Below are 16,342 nucleotides of genomic sequence, written 5' to 3'. Positions count from 1 at the left end.
ACGCAACAACGTCTCCTCGCAATGACAAAGAATATTAGTTAACAAAAATTAAGAAATATAAACTATTTACTTTATAAATCAACCATTTTCTCTTAACTCCTTATTATACAACCTATAATATTCATCTTTATTCTTAAGTAATTGAGTGTGAGTACCCTGCTCACAAATCTCACTGTTTTTCATGACGATAATATTATCAAGGTTGGTAATACTACTTAAACGATGCGTAATGATTAAAGTGGTTTTTCCTTGGCGTAATTTCTTTAAAGATTCTAGAATTTTCTGTTCAGAAGCTTGGTCTAAGCTACTTGTTGCTTCATCCCAAATTAAAATAGGTACGTCTTTTAAGAAAGCTCTAGCAATAGATAAACGCTGACGCTGACCGCCTGAAAGAGTTGTCCCCTGCACTCCTATCTGCGTGTCGTAACCGTTCGGCAGATGCATAATAAACTCATGAGCATCTGCATATTTTGCTGCTTCAATTATTTCTTCTCTTGTAGCGTTTTCCTGACCGTATGCTATATTTTCGGCAACGCTTGTATCAAATAAATGAGTATCTTGAGTAACTAAGGAAATCTGACCTCTAAGTGAAGTAAGCTTAATATCTTTAATATCATGATTATTAATTAAAATTCTTCCTTCATTTGGATCATAAAAACGCACTAATAAATTACTAAGGGACGTCTTACCGCTACCTGAACGCCCAACAAACGCAATCATTTTATGAGGCTCTAGCTTTAAATCTATATATTTTATAGCTATTTTACTCTCAAAACTTAAAGCCAGTTTTTCAAAAGTAATTTGTGGATTATATAAATCTACTTCTTTAGCATCTTCATGATCTTTAATAATAGGTTCGGTATCTAAAATACTAAATACCCTCTTAGCTGCGGCTATTCCTTCTTGCAAATTAATATTTAACGATACCAAACTTTTAAATGGTCTATAAGCTGCAGCAAAAGCAGCTAAAAAAGCAAATAATGCACCGGGTGTTGTTTTACCATCAAGAACTAGATTACCTCCGTACCAAACCATCCCTCCGACTGCAAGACCGCTTAAACCCTCCATAATCGGTGAAACCATCGCATCTAGCTTAGATGTTTTTTTGTAGAACTCTAAAATATTATTAATAATCAACGACGCTCTATTACTTTCTATTTTTTCGCCTACAAAAGATTTAATAATCTTAATTGACTGAAATGTTTCATCAAGCCTAGAAGTATAATGCCCAAGCGCCTCTTGGGATTGTGAAAATATTTTTCTTATCTTTCTACCCATCCTTTGCACCGGATAAACAGCCAAAGGGAACACAAGAAAAACTACGCAAGATAATAGCGGTTCTAAATGAAACATAGTTATTATTAAACATACTACAGTTAGGAAATGTTTAGCACATCCGACAAGTAAATTAGAAACAGCCCCACGCATCAAAGAAATATCATTAGTAAAACGAGATATTAGACGTCCTGAAGATTGATTTTGAATAAAAGAAATATCGGCAAGTAACAAATGCTCATACATTTTTATCTGCAAATCATTTAGTACCCTCTGCCCAACAAATTTTATTAGATAATTCTGATAATACTCTGAAATTCCTTTTATAAAAAAAGTTACAGTAAGCACTATAGGCATTATTATAAGCATTTTCTTATCATGCGTTAAAAAAATCTTATCAATAATAGGTCTAACCGCATGTACAATCACTGCCGTACAAAGTGCTGCAATAACCATGCAAAATATCGAAAAATATATTTTATTTGCGTAAGGTTTAACATGATCTTTTATCAGCCTTTTTATAACATCTGCGGCTGTATAACTATCATTTAAATTATTATTACTCATTCTCGTTAAAAATATTAAATTGATGATGTGATTGATTAGGTATCGGCATTTTCAAATGCTCAAAAGCGGCAATCGTGATTACCCTACCTCTATGAGTTCTTTGTAGTAAACCTATCTGTATAAGATAAGGCTCTATGGTTTCTTCAAGTGCATCACGCTGTTCGGATAAGGCAGCAGCAATCGTTTCAATTCCAACGGGACCACCGTTATAATTATCCGCTATGAATTTCAAATAACGATAATCATTACTATCAAGTCCTATGCGATCAACTTCCAAACGATTTAACCCAAAATCAGAGATTTCTTTATCTACTCTTGATTTACCGTCAACTACTGCAAAATCTCTTATACGACGAAGCAATCTTAATGCAATTCTTGGCGTTCCTCTACTTCTTTTTGCTATCTCTTCCGAACCTGAATCGGTCAAATCAATATCAAATAATTTACTCGCTCTATTTAGAACTTTCTTCAATTCTTCAGTATTATAAAAATTAAGCCGCATAGGAATACCGAACCTATCACGCAAAGGATTACTAAGCAGCCCAAGGCGTGTAGTAGCCCCGATTAAGGTAAATTTCGGCAAGGTTATTTTCACTGACCTTGCCGCAGGTCCTTCACCGATAACTATATCAATCTCAAAATCCTCCATAGCAGGATATAAAACCTCTTCAACTGCAGTATTTAAGCGGTGGATTTCATCAATAAATAATACGTCGTTCTTTTCAAGATTGGTAAGAATAGCAGCAAGATCAGCTGCCTTAAGTATAGCAGGACCGGAGGTGGATTTGAAATTACCGCCGATTTCATTAGAGATAATCTTAGCAAGCGTAGTCTTACCAAGACCGGGCGGACCGTAAAATAAAGTATGGTCAAGATGCTCATTCCGAGATTTTGCAGCTTTAATAAATACAGAGAGATTTTCTTTAATCTGCTGTTGACCGACAAATTCTTGCAAATATGACGGTCTTATCGGCAATTCTTGATCATTTTCAATTTTTTCAGGCGATAATATATTAGTCATTATTTTAAATCGAATATAATGACTAATAATAGCTAAAAAATAGTTTTATGCTATAAATTATTTTAAGATTCTATATCACTTGATTTATTTATTATATTAGATAAATCCCCAATACAAGATGCGATGTAACTAGTTATATCAGTAGGCACAAATAAACCATCAGCATATACTTCTTTTGCAATTCCCACCATCTCAAAAAAATGCTCATTAATATGTTTATCTGCGTTTTCTAGAATAAAGTTTGCATCAGTTACTTTTAACTTTTCTAACTCTTCTATAACACTATCTTTATTTAACTTTTGATATAATTTTAAGTAACTATGAATTGTACCCTTATGCAAATCGTTAGGCGTTTCAGACCAATCTTTTAAAACTTGTGCTACTTCTTCTAGAATACTCTGATTTTTATCAGTTCTCTCATAAACTTTACACTTATCCATTCTTTTTTTTCTTTTTTCTCTTGCGGTGACATATCATTTGGACCCGTAACCGAACAATTAATAAGAGATTTATTACTTTTTATAGAAGTTAATAATTTTTCTTTTGATTTATCACTGATTTCTCTACCTAAAGAAAATCCAAGTTCATTAATTTTGCTATGTTTTATTACTTCACAAAAAATATCTATATCGCTATTGTTTAGATTTATTGTTTGTATCACTTTCAATAATTCTATTTTACTTTCTTGTGTTATATCGGTGTTTAATAGAGCCAAGTTTTTAATATTACTTTTTGTAAGAAAATCAATAAACTTATTTCTTACTTCTTTTGTCTCTAATTTTATTTTTGTTTGCGAAAAACTTAAACTTTCTATATTTTCTTTAGATAAATTTTCTAATAATGCGGATAGTTCTACATCTCCTAAATTAGAACCGCTATCTGAATTATTATCACCAACTACCCTAGAACCACTAAAGGTAATTTCTTTTATAGTATTATTTTTGCAAAATGCTTGTGTAAGTAAATTTACACTGTGAGCATCAGTTAAAATCTTCCCTCCAAATTCAATACTAGTAATAAGACATCCTGGATCTGTAACAAACTCAACAAAATTTGTTAATGATTCTGAATTACACACAAAACCATCAATCTTTAGATTTTTTACCGTACCGTCTCCTTTTAAAGTTTCTAGTAAAGCTTTAAAATTATTGTGTGATACCGTATTATTAGGAGTATTAGTAATATCTAATGTAGCCGGGTTTTTTGCTAGTTCCCCAAGTAATTCATTAGCATTTATACCCGTTAAAAATGTTTTTAATTTTGACATAATTTTACCTATTAATTTTAATGATATTTTTTTTGAATATGTATTATACTTCTTTAACTTGAAAAGTTGGAAAATGAATATTTAGATGAGCGAATAATCAATGTTCTTATGGATAATTAATATCTAATACTACCAATTCTTCAGGTAAAAGAAGTATATATATCAAAATTAAACAAAAGTAAGGAAAATTTTAATAAATTAATATTTAATTTAGAGACTGGCATTTCGATTTTTTAGAACTGTTTTGATTAATTCATCAATAGAGATTTCGGTATTTTGGGTAATGATACCTTGAACGGTGTTTTTAAATTGCTAAATTGCACCAATTATGGTACATTATCACAATGCTTAATATATCAAAAACTCTTACTGTAAAATTTTATCAATCTATAACCAAAAAAGTATAGTACAGGACAGTTTTTTGAAAAGCCCTTGATGTCATCCCTGCGAAAGCAGGGATGCAGGCTAAAAAATCTTGATTTTAAAGATTTTTTTAAGTAAAGCTTTGAAGTACTGGATTCCTGCTTTTAGCTAGGAATGACATCAAATAAAAATTGACAGTAATAGCTCACAAGCGTATTCTTGCAGAGCAAATAAAGCAAATTATGGAACAAAAACATATAACAAAGTCAGAAATGGCAGAAAAAATGGAAACTAAGTAGATCAGCTGTAGATAGGCTCTTAAACCCTAATAATCCTAATGTCACCCTTGATACTTTAGACCGTGCTGCCATAGCTCTAGGTATGAAATTAAATATTTCCTTAAACTAATTTTAGTCTATATTTCTAAAAATTAGAATTTCGATTTTTCAGGGCTGTTTTGATTAACTCATCAATAGAAATTTCGGGGTTTTGGATAATGATGCCTTGAACGGCGTTTTGAGCTTCAAATCTAGAAAAGCCTAGATTTACTAGAGCTTTTATTACTTCATTACTTGCAACGGGCGTAATATTCTTGATATTCAAGCTATCTTTAATAATAGCTGAACCGCTGGATATTTTCGCTACTTTACCTTTCAGCTCTAACACTATACGCTCAGCAAGTTTAGCCCCTACTCCCGATATTGCTTTAAATATATTTTTATCTTCATTATTTATAGCAATTTGAATATCTGAAGGTGTAAGGCTTGATAAGATAGATAAAGCCATTCTTGTACCGATACCGTTTACTGATTGTAACAAATTAAAAAAATTTTTCTCTTCTAGAGTCAGAAAACCGTAAAGATGAATATGCTCCTCTCTAACATGGGTTTCGATAAATAGTTTATAAAACTCACCTTCAGCAAGTTTACCTAAAGTTTTACCTGAAGCATAAACAAGATACCCTACCCCATTTACGTTAATTATAATGTAATCATCGCCTTGGGAATCAATCTTACCGCTTAATTTACCGATCATATAATTTATTTCTTCTTTTTCTTACTTCTACTATATATTAAAATTAGTGCCGGTAAAGCGGTAATAATTGCTGCTAAAATGTAATGAATAACAAGCGGTCTATCCATCATATGACACTGCCCATCATTAGGAATAGTTTGAGCCAAAACCATATACGCAACTATCATCGTTACTACTATATATAGACCGGTAAAAAACAAATATTTTATAAAATTTTTCATGTTAATTTCCTGTAAATCAACTGTGTCATACACTCATTTCTCTTACAGTATATTTTGTTAGAAAATGTTTTTTAATAACTTATACACTTCAGAATCGTTACGTTTTCCAACTAATATCACGTAAATTGTAGTTTCATTAAAACGTTATTCTATATTCTCCAATAGACCTCTTGCATAACGTAGTTAATACAAAAGAATTTGAAGGAAACACGAAGCACAGAACCGCAGCGTACACTATAGTACGTGAGGATTCGAGCATCGGATTGACGTACAAATTACCTTTAGAAACAAGTTATGCAAGAGGTCTATTATCACATCTATAGAAATCATGGTAGCCTACTAATAATTTACTATCATTGGGGTACCGGATTATTTATTAAAGAGAGAATCTTATTTTTAATTTGACGCTGACGCTTTTTCGGGATAACGTTCTAATATTTTTATTACCCTTTTTTCTAAAATTATTTCTTTCATTAGCCTTTAAGAAATTTTTCTGATTCTTTTGCTGATAACCATTCCGGCTGTTTTGTAATATTTGTTGCTGCCTTCCCCCAATAATCATCTTCAAGTTTAGTAAAGTATTCATAGTCTACTAAAACAACGGTAGGCCTACCTTGCTTATTAATGACTATTGGCTCTCATAGTGCTTGATCAATGATTTTTCCAGGATTTTTATTTAACTCAGTTGCAGATATATTCATATATTTTACGTATTATATTTAATATACCTATAATACTATCTCAAAGGAGTTTATAAGTCAATGAGCGGAGCGTATATTAAACGTTCAGCATCATTGAGCTTATAAAACGACATAACCAATTTTTAAAGTTCTATCTTAGTATACCTATAATAACTCTGATTCTTGTTGCCTTTACTCTCTAGTATCCCCTGCTCTAAACCATATAACAAATCTCTACTAGCCGTTGCCGTAGAAATATTTTTATGTATATTAGTATAATCTTTTCTAGAAAACCATTTATCTATTAAATTAACCTTAGCAAATTCAATTCTAGCTAAAGGCGTACTTGCTTCATATGTTATATTATTACTATATAATCTTAATGCTGCAACTATTTTATCAAGCATAAACTCGATAAATAACGTCGATTCACCAAGCTTATCACACTTACTTAAAACACTATAATATTCACTTTGATTATTCCTTATCAAACTTTCAACGGAAATATATTCAAAAATTTCATTAGTTTGCATTAGTAATAATTGTTGCCATAATCTACCGATTCGCCCATTACCGTCAGAAAAAGGATGGATAAATTCAAACTCATAATGAAATATACAAGCCTTAATTATTCCGGAAATGTTCTTATCTTGTGTTATAAACTCAAATAAATACTGCATTAATAAAGAAACGCGACTTGCCGGAGGTGCAAAATGTACAGCATAATTTAGAAAGCTTGATACAAGCGAATTTTGCATGACTCGCCTGTGCTCACGTATTTTTATACGCTGTGCAGGCTCGCATTTAAATTCATCTTGTCTGAAGCTTTCTAAATTATGCTGTATAATTTCTGTGCCTTTAAATATAGCGGCATTACCTTTACGCCACTCCCCATTATCTTCTACTAATCCTTGCATTAATATCTCATGTGCTTTTAGCAATGATTCAACTTTAAAAGGATTAAATATAGTCAGATCATTATATAATTTTATAGCATTTTTTACTTCTAAAATATCCTTTTCCGGTGCAAGTACCCTTTTTCCGTCTATTAAATCTGCTATCTGTTTTATACTTAAATTATTTCCTTCAATTGCTAAAGAAGAGTGGATAGTTTTAATTTGATTATTTTTGCGAAGTTTTATAGGCTGAGAATAAATCTTGCTACCGGCTAAAACACCAAGCTCATAAGAAATATCTTGTGATAGCTCCAAGATTTTATTAGTTATTTGAAAATGCGGTCTGTTACTCATTATATGATAGTATCATATGATACTATCATTGTCTACGAAGAAATTTTATTTTTATATTTTTCAATATTTTCAAAAAATATTCGTATAGAATCAGTAAATGTCTCAAAATTCGCATAAAATTTATTGTTACTTACAACAGAATGCATAAATTTCCACAGTCGTTCAATTGGATTCAAATTAGGACTATATGCTGGCAAAAATAGTAACTCTATTTTACTGTATTGTAGATATTCTTTTACCTTTTTTGACCTATGATATCCAGCATTATCGCATATCAAATAAATCTTACTTTTATCTTGATTATTTGCTTCTAATTTCTTTAAAAATTCAATAATATAATCACCATTAACCTTAGGATTGTCAGTGGTTACTACCTCTAAATCCTTAAGATTAATAGCACCAATAATATGTTTACGCTTCCAACCACTGAAACTTGGTAATGTTTTAACTACATTCTTTCTAATCCAACCAAATCTTGCTCGAGTTTGGTATTGAGGATGAACACTATCCATAAAATAAATAGACTCATCTTTAGCTAAATTATTTTTTAGCAAACTATATTGCAGCTTAAATTCCTCTTGCTTAGCTAAATCTATTTTTCCAGGCATTAACTTAGGTTTCTTATAACTAAAACCAAGTCTGTGTAATAGCTTGATTACCCCAGCTAATGTATAGATTACTCCATATTGACGTTCTATGAACAAACCTATATCTCTAGCATACACATAATTATTATTTTCTAGATGAACTATTAACTCTGCTTCCTCCTGTCTAGTAAGGTTACTATCACTACCGCCATTTCCAGGCTTAAGCTTCTGAGCATTATGATAATCTATTAAATGTTTTCTTATCCCTTCATCACTCAGTAATAACACTTTCGATATCTCATCAATACTATAGCTACCATCATACGTGAGAACAGCTTTGATTCTATCACAAATCCTCTTATCCCTTTCGCTTCTATGGTAAAGCTTTAATTCTTCTTTTTCTACTGATGTTAATTTTCTATAAATCCATTCTTACTTAATAACACTTGCTGACTTCTTTGACAATTTTTCATTTACTAGAGGTATACTACTTTTTCTATAGTCGGATTTGATACTTTGCTCTTATTCTTCATATTAGCCTCATGTAAGTTGTTTTAATTAATTTTATTCTTAACTATTTTTACAACTTACACAAACTTTCTGACACCCTCCTTTTAGAAAAGTGATTTTGTAAAAAATATTGCTTATTTAGATACCGTAAGCTATTTGTAGATTATATTTAATATTTACCTGTAGTTATGAATTCTACTAATCACTCACAAAATAATAGCTTAATTATCTCGTGGCTCAAACTCGGTATTTTATCTTTGGGGTTTGCAGGTTTATATTCGGTTATTTTGGTAGTGTTACGTACTCCTCAATTATCGAGCTTTTTTCCAAACCCGCATATTTTCAAATCTGCTTTAATTATTCATGTTAATTTATCGGTATTAATTTGGTTGTTGTCTATTACGGCTAGTGTTTGGTCTATGTCATTCTCGCAACCCTTTTTGTCATTCCCGCGAAAGCGGGAATCCAGTATATTTTTTCTAGATTCCCGCTTTCGCGGGAATGACATACTATGCAAACTTGCTTTCCTAAGTACGATACTTATAGCCGTATCCCCAATAGCCGGACACAATCCAGTGATGAATAACTATATACCGATGCTTGAAAATATTGTCTTTATTTTGGGGTTAAGCTTATTTGGCGTTACGTTGCTGTTATACGCTATAAGTGCTTTATATTTCTTCGATTGGGTGAACTTAAATAGTCTAGTTAATTTTACAATATTATCGACTATTATAATGTTTATTTTAAGCTTCGTTTGCTTTGGATTATCTTATAACGGCTTACAAAATATCATTCAAATTATTCCTATCGAGATAGAATTCTATTATGAATTACTTTTTTGGAGCGGAGGTCATTTACTGCAGTTTATATATACTCAAATATTAATATTTATTTGGGTTGGCTTATTTCAGAAGCTAATAGGTAGAGAATTAAAATTTCAAAAATTCTATCTGTTCTTACTTTATTTGAATTTTGTTTTCGGCATTCTTATAGTTTGCGGTCATATATCTTATGATATTATTGATGGTAGTTTTAAAGAGTTTTATACAAACCATATGAAATATCTAGGCGGTATTGCTCCTGTTTTATGTTTGATAGGTATGGGGTTTGAGTTCTTGGGTTATTGCTACGTGCCTTTATGTCATTCCCGCGAAAGCGGGAATCTAGAAAAAAAAGAATGGATTCCTGCTTCCGCAGGAATGACATTGAGGGCGGATGGCAATATCATCAAAACAATCTTACTTTGCTCCATTACTTTATTTCTACTTGGCGGACTTATAGCAATGAATATAACAGGTATAAATGTAGTAATCCCCGCTCATTATCACGGGTCTATAGTGGGGATTAGTATTGCTTGTATGGGTTATAGTTATTTGGGTATCATAGTGTCTAAAAATAACAATGTCATCCCGTGGCTTGACCACGGGATGACATTTGTAATCTACCTCCTAACATTCGGGCAGATTCTGCACATACTCGGGCTAGCATTCGCCGGTGGTTACGGGGTTATGCGGAAAGATCCAAACAGCGTAATGCCAATGTCAGCTAAGCTATTAATGGGTATGATGGGCGGGGGAGGGCTTATTGCTATAGTAGGCGGCTTGATGTTTGTTTATATTTGTGGTAAAACAATGTTTTTAAAAAGTATAAAACTAGAACATGAGTAAACCAACTAGAGAAGAAGCTAAAGAAGCGGTAAGAACATTACTAAAATTCATTGGTGAAGATCCAAATAGAGAAGGGTTACTTAAAACTCCCGAGAGAGTAATTAATAGCTATGAAGAGATATTTTCCGGTTATGAAAAAGATATAGCTGAAATATTAAGTACTAAATTTTACGATACTTGTAATTTTCAGGACTTTATCTCGCTGGAAGGTATAAAATTTACCTCTTTTTGCGAACACCATATGTTACCTTTTAACGGTATGGTACATATAGCTTATATTCCCGATAATTGTATTATCGGTATAAGTAAGCTAGCACGAATAGTAAATATTTTTGCTAGAAGATTACAAATTCAAGAAAAAATGACGGTACAAATAGCAGAAAGCGTACAGGAGAATTTAAAGCCGCTTGGCGTTGCAGTTAAGATTTCTGCCCTGCATAGTTGTATGTCGATGCGTGGAGTGATGCAAGATAATAGCGTAATGAACACTATGCATTATACGGGTATATTTGCCGAGCAGCAGAAATATCGCCATGAGTTTTTAAACCTTACTGCTAAAAGGTGATATGTTATAATGTCATTTTATCCGTTATCGGTGTCATACCGCGACTTGATCGCGGTATCCAGAAAAAAATTTAAAAAGACTGGATCCCGTGGTCAAGCCACGGGATGACGTAGGAGTAGCTTATATATTAAACTAAAAAAATTCTATGTTATTATCAAAATATTTTTTACCTGTTTTAAAAGAAGAGCCGAGTGAAGCTCAAGTCACTTCCCATAAATTAATGCTTAGAAGCGGAATGATTAGGCAACAAGCAGCAGGTATTTATACATGGCTTCCGCTTGGTTTAAAAGTACTGAAGAATATCGAGAATATAGTACGCTCAAACATGAATAAAGCGGGAGCTTTGGAAGTTCTAATGCCTTGTATTCAACCCGCACATTTATGGATGGAATCGGGACGTTTTGATAATTACGGTAAGGAAATGCTAAAATTTCAAGATCGTCACGATAATATTTTACTATTTGGTCCTACTAACGAAGATATGATTACGGATATTTTCCGTCATAATATTAAGTCATATAAGGATTTGCCGAAAAATCTTTATCATATCCAATGGAAGTTTCGTGATGAGATTAGACCCCGTTTCGGTGTTATGAGAGGTCGGGAGTTTCTTATGAAAGATGCTTATTCTTTTGATATAAACGAAGAAAATGCCATTAAGACCTATAATCAGATGTATCAGGCTTATATAAATACTTTTCGGGATTTAGGTGTTTTTGCTATTCCTGTTATTGCCGATAACGGTCCGATAGGCGGTAATTTAAGCCATGAGTTTCATATTATCGCCGAAACCGGTGAAAGCACTATTTATTACGATAAAAGATTTAAGATTTTAAAAGATAATCCTAATATTGATGTAGAGGAAATTAAAAGCTGGTACGCAGCAGCCGAAGAAAAGCATGACGTGAATAAATTGCCTATATCCGAACAAGAAATAACTAGCAGTAAAGGAATAGAAGTCGGGCATATTTTTTATATCGGCTCAAAATATTCGGTTAATATGAATGCTCTTATTAATGACGAACACGGTAAACTAACTCCCGTAGAAATGAGTTCTTACGGCATAGGTATTTCAAGATTAGTAGCGGCTATTATAGAAGCAAATTGCGATGAGAAAGGTATTATATGGCCTTTGAGCGTTGCTCCTTTTAAAGTTTCTTTAATTAATTTAAATATTCATGATAGTAAATGCGTAGAGCTTGCGGCAAAGGCTTATAAAGAGCTATCTGCTCAAAACATAGAAGTGCTATATGATGATACCGAAGCACGTGCCGGCAGTAAATTTGCAACGCACGACCTTATCGGTTCACCTTATCAAATTATAATCGGTCCTAAAAAAGCAGCAGATTATATTGTTGAACTAAAAAACCGTAAAAGTGGGGTGATAGAAGACGTTAAGATAGAAAATCTTAAAAAGTCAATTATGTTATTCCGTTAATTGCAGGAATCTTGTAGTTTTCTAATGTCATCCCGCGAGTTGCTCGACATTGTTGCGTGGATCAATTTCACCTCTGTCATCTCCCGTGGCTTGACCACGGGATCCAGTTAAAAATACTAAAATATTAGTATTTTTTATTGTTTTTATGGACCCCATGGTCAAGCCACGGGGTGCCACAGTAGGTTTTACCGATCCACGCAACAAGACCTTCCCGCGTAGGCGAGAATCCAGAAAAAAAGAGTCTTAATACTGACAAAATAAACCTAAAAAAACAAGTTTTTTATAGGTTTTACTGGATTCCAGCTTTCGCGGGAATGACATAAACGAGCCATGCAGCAACACCGGTCAAGCCATGAGATGATACCCAGGGTATTTTTAGATATACCTCTAGTAAATGAAAAATTGTCAAAGAAGTCAGCAAGTGTTATTAAGTAAGAATGGATTTATAGAAAATTAACATCAGTAGAAAAAGAAGAATTAAAGCTTTACCATAGAAGCGAAAGGGATAAGAGGATTTGTGATAGAATCAAAGCTGTTTTCATGTATGATGATAGCTATAGTATTGATGAGATATCGAAAGTGTTATTACTGAGTGATGAAGGGATAAGAAAACATTTAATAGATTATCATAATGCTCAGAAGCTTAAGCCTGGAAATGGCGGTAGTGATAGTAAACTTACTAGACAGGAGGAAGCAGAGTTAATAGTTCATCTAGAAAATAATAATTATGTGTATGCTAGAGATATAGGTTTGTTCATAGAACGTCAATATGGAGTAATCTATACATTAGCTGGGGTAATCAAGCTGTTACACAGACTTGGTTTTAGTTATCAGAAACCTAAGTTAATTCCTGGAAAAATAGATTTAGCTAAGCAAGAGGAATTTAAGCTGCAATATAGTTTGCTAAAAAATAATTTAGCTAAAGATGAGTCTATTTATTTTATGGATAGTGTTCATCCTCAATACCAAACTCGAGCAAGATTTGGTTGGATTAGAAAGAATGTAGTTAAAACATTACCAAGTTTCAGTGGTTGGAAGCGTAAACATATTATTGGTGCTATTAATCTTAAGGATTTAGAGGTAGTAACAACTGACAATCCTAAGGTTAATGGTGATTATATTATTGAATTTTTAAAGAAATTAGAAGCAAATAATCAAGATAAAAGTAAGATTTATTTGATATGCGATAATGCTGGATATCATAGGTTAAAAAAGGTAAAAGAATATCTACAAACGCCAGTTTAGGATAAGAAGAGTTTAAGATTATCGAAAAAAGAGTTTAAAATATTAGTTTTAGTAATATTAAAAGCATTAACACAAGCTAGAATATGAACTAAAAAATTAGTAGGTGATCGATGCCTTGAGTGTTCAAGATTCATATTATTTTTTAGGACATTAAATACTGACTCAACCAACGACCTTTTTCTAAGCTGTATTTTATCTTCCATTTCCAATAAATGATTCTTCATATCTTTTCTAATTCCTGTAAATAAGCGTAATCCACGACCTAATAATTTAGTAAATAATTCCTTAGAAATATATCCCTTATCACCAAAGAGTTTACCTTGTAATCCATCAGTTATATCGTCTGCTACCGATAAATCACTATTATTTGCTTTGGTAATTTTGATCGCCATAATCGCTCCCTTATTGTTAATTACTATATGCAACTTAAACCCCATAAACCATCCATAACTACTCATCCCTATTTTAGCTATATACTTCTTTAACTTGAAAAGTTGGAAAATGAATATTTAGATGAGCGAATAATCAATGTTCTTATGGATAATTAATATCTAATACTACCAATTCTTCAGGTAAAAGAAGTATACCACTAAATACTTTATTGCTATTTGTACGTTTTGTATGACATATCGATAATTTAGTTGAATCTATGCAATAAATTCCTGTTTCCTCTCCTCTAAATAGTTGCAACATTATAACCAAGCGGTAGAATTAATCTTGACCATAATTGTATTATTCGACTATAACTTGGTAATTTAAAATAACCTCTATATTTATATGATAAGTGATATAAATAATAATTCTTAAAATCTTTGCACGGCGATATATAAAAATATAATACGATAGTTAAAAGCTCTGAAAGGCTTAAATTCCCTTCTCTCCGGCGTTTTCTATCTGTTGGTATTAATTTTTGCTTCTCCCATTCTTCATATATTTCACAAAAATTGTCTAGTATCTAAAATAAAGTTGTGATATATTTTTTCATTGTTGGGTTCTTGTTTTTTTGTTGAAAAACTTCAGTAACCCAACACTCTTAACTTGTAAATACTTTATTCTTATTCCATGCTTCTCTTCTTCCTTATCCTAAATTCGCGTTAATAGGTTCTATAGAGCAATATAGCAATCAAGAACTATCTAAACTAATAGAGGATATATCAGAAACACAAAAGCTAGTAACAGAGATGAGTAGTATAGAGGCAAATAGTGTACTTGCACCTTATATGAATTGTGGTTTGGAATCAAGGGAGGATATATCTCTTGAAGGAGAAGATGATATAGAAGATCATGCCGGTTATAATGGGATAATAGCTTAGTCTAACGGTATAGTCTAATTTTAGATAAAAATAATAAATTATAGGTAAAGATAAAAAATAAAGAGGAATAAAATGATAGAAGATAAAGTGATTATAATTAACAAGATATAAAAGGATTGATACATGCCTAAAGATTTATATTATTTTTATGAAAGTGATTTAAACAAAGGAAGCTGGACAGATTTTGTCAATAGTTTACCACACCATTTACAGGAAATGTTTAAAAACTCAATGGGAGAGGGGGTTGTTGGTAAAGGTCCTGCTAATGTGCTGCAAGGCTATCGTGGTCCTCATAATAATGGAACTAGCGGAGATAGTGGATATTTAGGTGCTAGTAATGGTTTACAAGAAGTAAGATATTGGTGGGGAGCATCAAAGCATATGAACTGGGTGCCTATAAGTGGATGGATAGCTTATGGTACTTGTAGAGCAATAGGAGATACTAATTGGCACAGTCTTTATTTTGACAGTAAAACTGGGGAGTGTTTAAGTCATAATAAAAATCAAGCGACTGAAAAACTCAATAACAAAGGTTGGCAATTATTTCAGGAGAGAAAATACAGTGAAGCTGCTGAATATTTCAATAATGCTTATCAAGCCTGTTCTTTTGGCTATCAAAATGAACAAACATTTAAAAATAATATAGACAAGGCTAAGGCCGAACTAGATGCTATAAACATGAAGCTTATGATAAATCTCAAATTACAAAAGAGAAAAACATATACGCAATTAATCAAGAAAAAGCCCAAACTATCATAAATAAATTATCAAAACTTGAGACCTTATGGAATAATGCTTGGGAAGCTGAAAATGATACAGAAGACGATAGATCTAAAGAAGCAGGAGAAGTTTTTCAAGAAGTCCTGAGAGAAGCCAAAGATGGTTTAAAAATAGTTCCTAATGATCCCAAATTTAAACAATATGAAACCCTTGCTTCTTTTAAAATAGAAGGAAATGAACTATTCAATGAAGGTCTTGAATCGCAACAAAATGGGTTTGAGTTGCTACAAGAAGCACACGAACTAAAACAACAACAAAAATATGAGCTAGCTAATAACAAATTTCATGAAGCAAAAGATAAATTCTCTAATGCAAAAGATAGATTTGAGATAGGAAGTAACGAAGATCAACGATTTGTATCTTGTGTTGAGTTGATACAGGAGCAACTTAATGAGGTTATGGAATCAATAAAAAATACTGCACAATATATGCTAGCTTCAGGGTTATCTAACTTAGATATCAATATTAGTAATAGCAGTTATTTAGAAACCGATTCTCTTGAGACTAATATAACTGGAGAACATAATAATTATTATGCACAAATTTAGTGGAGAT

At 32.1% G+C, this 16,342-nt stretch carries 16 protein-coding genes and 4 pseudogenes; 8 read left to right on the top strand and 12 right to left on the bottom strand.

Going from position 1 to position 16,342, the window contains the following annotated elements:
* Positions 1-78: 78 nt before the first annotated feature.
* The 7 genes and pseudogenes from AC5584_RS02125 to AC5584_RS02095 all read right to left on the bottom strand — a co-directional run bounded on the left by AC5584_RS02125 (position 79) and on the right by AC5584_RS02095 (position 5,749).
* Complete coding sequence (locus AC5584_RS02125) at positions 79-1,842, bottom strand: ABC transporter ATP-binding protein (protein ID WP_499216683.1); 1,764 nt, start codon at positions 1,840-1,842, stop codon at positions 79-81.
* Positions 1,835-2,863: a Holliday junction branch migration DNA helicase RuvB gene (gene ruvB / locus AC5584_RS02120; RefSeq protein WP_499216682.1), complete on the bottom strand. Its 1,029-nt coding sequence runs from the start codon at positions 2,861-2,863 to the stop codon at positions 1,835-1,837. The genes AC5584_RS02125 and ruvB overlap by 8 nt, the downstream gene beginning before the upstream one ends.
* Positions 2,864-2,925: 62 nt before the next feature.
* Entirely contained in the window at positions 2,926-3,303 is a 378-nt protein-coding gene (locus AC5584_RS02115) for a hypothetical protein (protein ID WP_499216681.1), read from the bottom strand.
* A complete protein-coding gene (locus AC5584_RS02110; protein ID WP_499216680.1) occupies positions 3,252-4,130 on the bottom strand; it encodes a hypothetical protein in 879 nt (292 codons plus the stop codon). The genes AC5584_RS02115 and AC5584_RS02110 overlap by 52 nt, the downstream gene beginning before the upstream one ends.
* A 210-nt stretch (positions 4,131-4,340) precedes the next feature.
* Positions 4,341-4,436: pseudogene (locus AC5584_RS02105) on the bottom strand (Holliday junction branch migration protein RuvA); the annotation flags it as partial.
* A 480-nt stretch (positions 4,437-4,916) separates the two neighbouring features.
* Positions 4,917-5,528 carry a Holliday junction branch migration protein RuvA gene (gene ruvA, locus AC5584_RS02100; RefSeq protein ID WP_499216679.1) on the bottom strand — a complete coding sequence of 204 codons (612 nt, stop codon included), beginning with the start codon at positions 5,526-5,528 and terminating at the stop codon, positions 4,917-4,919.
* A gap of 5 nt (positions 5,529-5,533) precedes the next feature.
* Complete coding sequence (locus AC5584_RS02095) at positions 5,534-5,749, bottom strand: Holliday junction ATP-dependent DNA helicase RuvA (protein WP_499216913.1); 216 nt, start codon at positions 5,747-5,749, stop codon at positions 5,534-5,536.
* Positions 5,750-5,910: 161 nt separating this feature from the next.
* Here AC5584_RS02095 and AC5584_RS02090 point away from each other — a divergent pair.
* Positions 5,911-6,060: pseudogene (locus tag AC5584_RS02090) on the top strand (palindromic element RPE1 domain-containing protein); the annotation flags it as partial.
* A gap of 162 nt (positions 6,061-6,222) precedes the next feature.
* Here the strand turns inward: AC5584_RS02090 and AC5584_RS02085 are convergent.
* The 3 genes from AC5584_RS02085 to AC5584_RS02075 all read right to left on the bottom strand — a co-directional run bounded on the left by AC5584_RS02085 (position 6,223) and on the right by AC5584_RS02075 (position 8,608).
* A complete protein-coding gene (locus tag AC5584_RS02085) occupies positions 6,223-6,381 on the bottom strand; it encodes a hypothetical protein (RefSeq protein WP_499216912.1) in 159 nt (52 codons plus the stop codon).
* 191 nt (positions 6,382-6,572) lie between these two features.
* Positions 6,573-7,679 carry a palindromic element RPE3 domain-containing protein gene (locus AC5584_RS02080; RefSeq protein ID WP_499216678.1) on the bottom strand — a complete coding sequence of 369 codons (1,107 nt, stop codon included), beginning with the start codon at positions 7,677-7,679 and terminating at the stop codon, positions 6,573-6,575.
* Between the two features lie 32 nt (positions 7,680-7,711).
* Positions 7,712-8,608 (bottom strand): IS630 family transposase, encoded by an 897-nt coding sequence (locus AC5584_RS02075; protein WP_499216911.1) that lies wholly within the window; start codon positions 8,606-8,608, stop codon positions 7,712-7,714.
* 356 nt (positions 8,609-8,964) lie between these two features.
* Between AC5584_RS02075 and AC5584_RS02070 the strand changes: the two are divergent.
* The 3 genes and pseudogenes from AC5584_RS02070 to proS form a co-directional block, all read left to right on the top strand.
* Positions 8,965-10,161: pseudogene (locus AC5584_RS02070) on the top strand (hypothetical protein); the annotation flags it as partial.
* Between the two features lie 277 nt (positions 10,162-10,438).
* Entirely contained in the window at positions 10,439-11,011 is a 573-nt protein-coding gene (gene folE / locus AC5584_RS02065; RefSeq protein ID WP_410527399.1) for a GTP cyclohydrolase I FolE, read from the top strand.
* 145 nt (positions 11,012-11,156) lie between these two features.
* Positions 11,157-12,449, top strand: a complete 1,293-nt coding sequence (gene proS / locus AC5584_RS02060) for a proline--tRNA ligase (RefSeq protein WP_499216677.1) — start codon at positions 11,157-11,159, stop codon at positions 12,447-12,449.
* Between the two features lie 27 nt (positions 12,450-12,476).
* On the opposite strand, the gene AC5584_RS02055 is transcribed toward proS, so the two are convergent.
* The gene (locus AC5584_RS02055; protein WP_499217105.1) at positions 12,477-12,653 is read right to left on the bottom strand and encodes a hypothetical protein; all 177 of its coding nucleotides are present in this window, start codon (positions 12,651-12,653) and stop codon (positions 12,477-12,479) included.
* A 237-nt stretch (positions 12,654-12,890) separates the two neighbouring features.
* Between AC5584_RS02055 and AC5584_RS02050 the strand changes: the two genes are divergently transcribed.
* On the top strand, positions 12,891-13,694 hold the full coding sequence (locus tag AC5584_RS02050; protein ID WP_499216910.1) for an IS630 family transposase: 804 nt from the start codon (positions 12,891-12,893) through the stop codon (positions 13,692-13,694).
* Here the strand turns inward: AC5584_RS02050 and AC5584_RS02045 are convergent.
* Positions 13,691-14,649 (bottom strand): annotated as a pseudogene (locus AC5584_RS02045) (IS982 family transposase). The gene AC5584_RS02050 and the pseudogene AC5584_RS02045 sit on opposite strands and share 4 nt — an antisense overlap.
* Positions 14,650-14,875: 226 nt before the next feature.
* Here AC5584_RS02045 and AC5584_RS02040 point away from each other — a divergent pair.
* The 3 genes from AC5584_RS02040 (at position 14,876) to AC5584_RS02030 (ending at position 16,335) form a co-directional block, all read left to right on the top strand.
* Positions 14,876-15,007: a hypothetical protein gene (locus tag AC5584_RS02040; protein ID WP_499216676.1), complete on the top strand. Its 132-nt coding sequence runs from the start codon at positions 14,876-14,878 to the stop codon at positions 15,005-15,007.
* A 123-nt stretch (positions 15,008-15,130) separates the two neighbouring features.
* Complete coding sequence (locus tag AC5584_RS02035; protein WP_499216675.1) at positions 15,131-15,766, top strand: hypothetical protein; 636 nt, start codon at positions 15,131-15,133, stop codon at positions 15,764-15,766.
* A gap of 242 nt (positions 15,767-16,008) precedes the next feature.
* Complete coding sequence (locus AC5584_RS02030; RefSeq protein ID WP_499216674.1) at positions 16,009-16,335, top strand: hypothetical protein; 327 nt, start codon at positions 16,009-16,011, stop codon at positions 16,333-16,335.
* Positions 16,336-16,342 lie beyond the last annotated feature (7 nt).

The organism is Rickettsia endosymbiont of Villa modesta, assembly GCF_964026485.1.
Taxonomy (GTDB): Bacteria; Pseudomonadota; Alphaproteobacteria; order Rickettsiales; family Rickettsiaceae; genus Rickettsia; species Rickettsia asembonensis.
Note: the sequence above shows the minus strand (reverse complement) of the source record. Positions and strands in the feature narration are given on the sequence as shown.

Excerpts from the sequence above, each read along its gene's own strand:
- AC5584_RS02125 (WP_499216683.1), bottom strand. The coding sequence starts at position 1,842 with ATGAGTAATAATAATTTAAATGATAGTTATACAGCCGCAGATGTTATA.
- ruvB (WP_499216682.1), bottom strand. The coding sequence starts at position 2,863 with ATGACTAATATATTATCGCCTGAAAAAATTGAAAATGATCAAGAATTG.
- AC5584_RS02115 (WP_499216681.1), bottom strand. The coding sequence starts at position 3,303 with ATGGATAAGTGTAAAGTTTATGAGAGAACTGATAAAAATCAGAGTATT.
- AC5584_RS02110 (WP_499216680.1), bottom strand. The coding sequence starts at position 4,130 with ATGTCAAAATTAAAAACATTTTTAACGGGTATAAATGCTAATGAATTA.
- ruvA (WP_499216679.1), bottom strand. The coding sequence starts at position 5,528 with ATGATCGGTAAATTAAGCGGTAAGATTGATTCCCAAGGCGATGATTAC.
- AC5584_RS02095 (WP_499216913.1), bottom strand. The coding sequence starts at position 5,749 with ATGAAAAATTTTATAAAATATTTGTTTTTTACCGGTCTATATATAGTA.
- AC5584_RS02080 (WP_499216678.1), bottom strand. The coding sequence starts at position 7,679 with ATGAGTAACAGACCGCATTTTCAAATAACTAATAAAATCTTGGAGCTA.
- folE (WP_410527399.1), top strand. The coding sequence starts at position 10,439 with ATGAGTAAACCAACTAGAGAAGAAGCTAAAGAAGCGGTAAGAACATTA.
- proS (WP_499216677.1), top strand. The coding sequence starts at position 11,157 with ATGTTATTATCAAAATATTTTTTACCTGTTTTAAAAGAAGAGCCGAGT.
- AC5584_RS02040 (WP_499216676.1), top strand. The coding sequence starts at position 14,876 with ATGAGTAGTATAGAGGCAAATAGTGTACTTGCACCTTATATGAATTGT.
- AC5584_RS02035 (WP_499216675.1), top strand. The coding sequence starts at position 15,131 with ATGCCTAAAGATTTATATTATTTTTATGAAAGTGATTTAAACAAAGGA.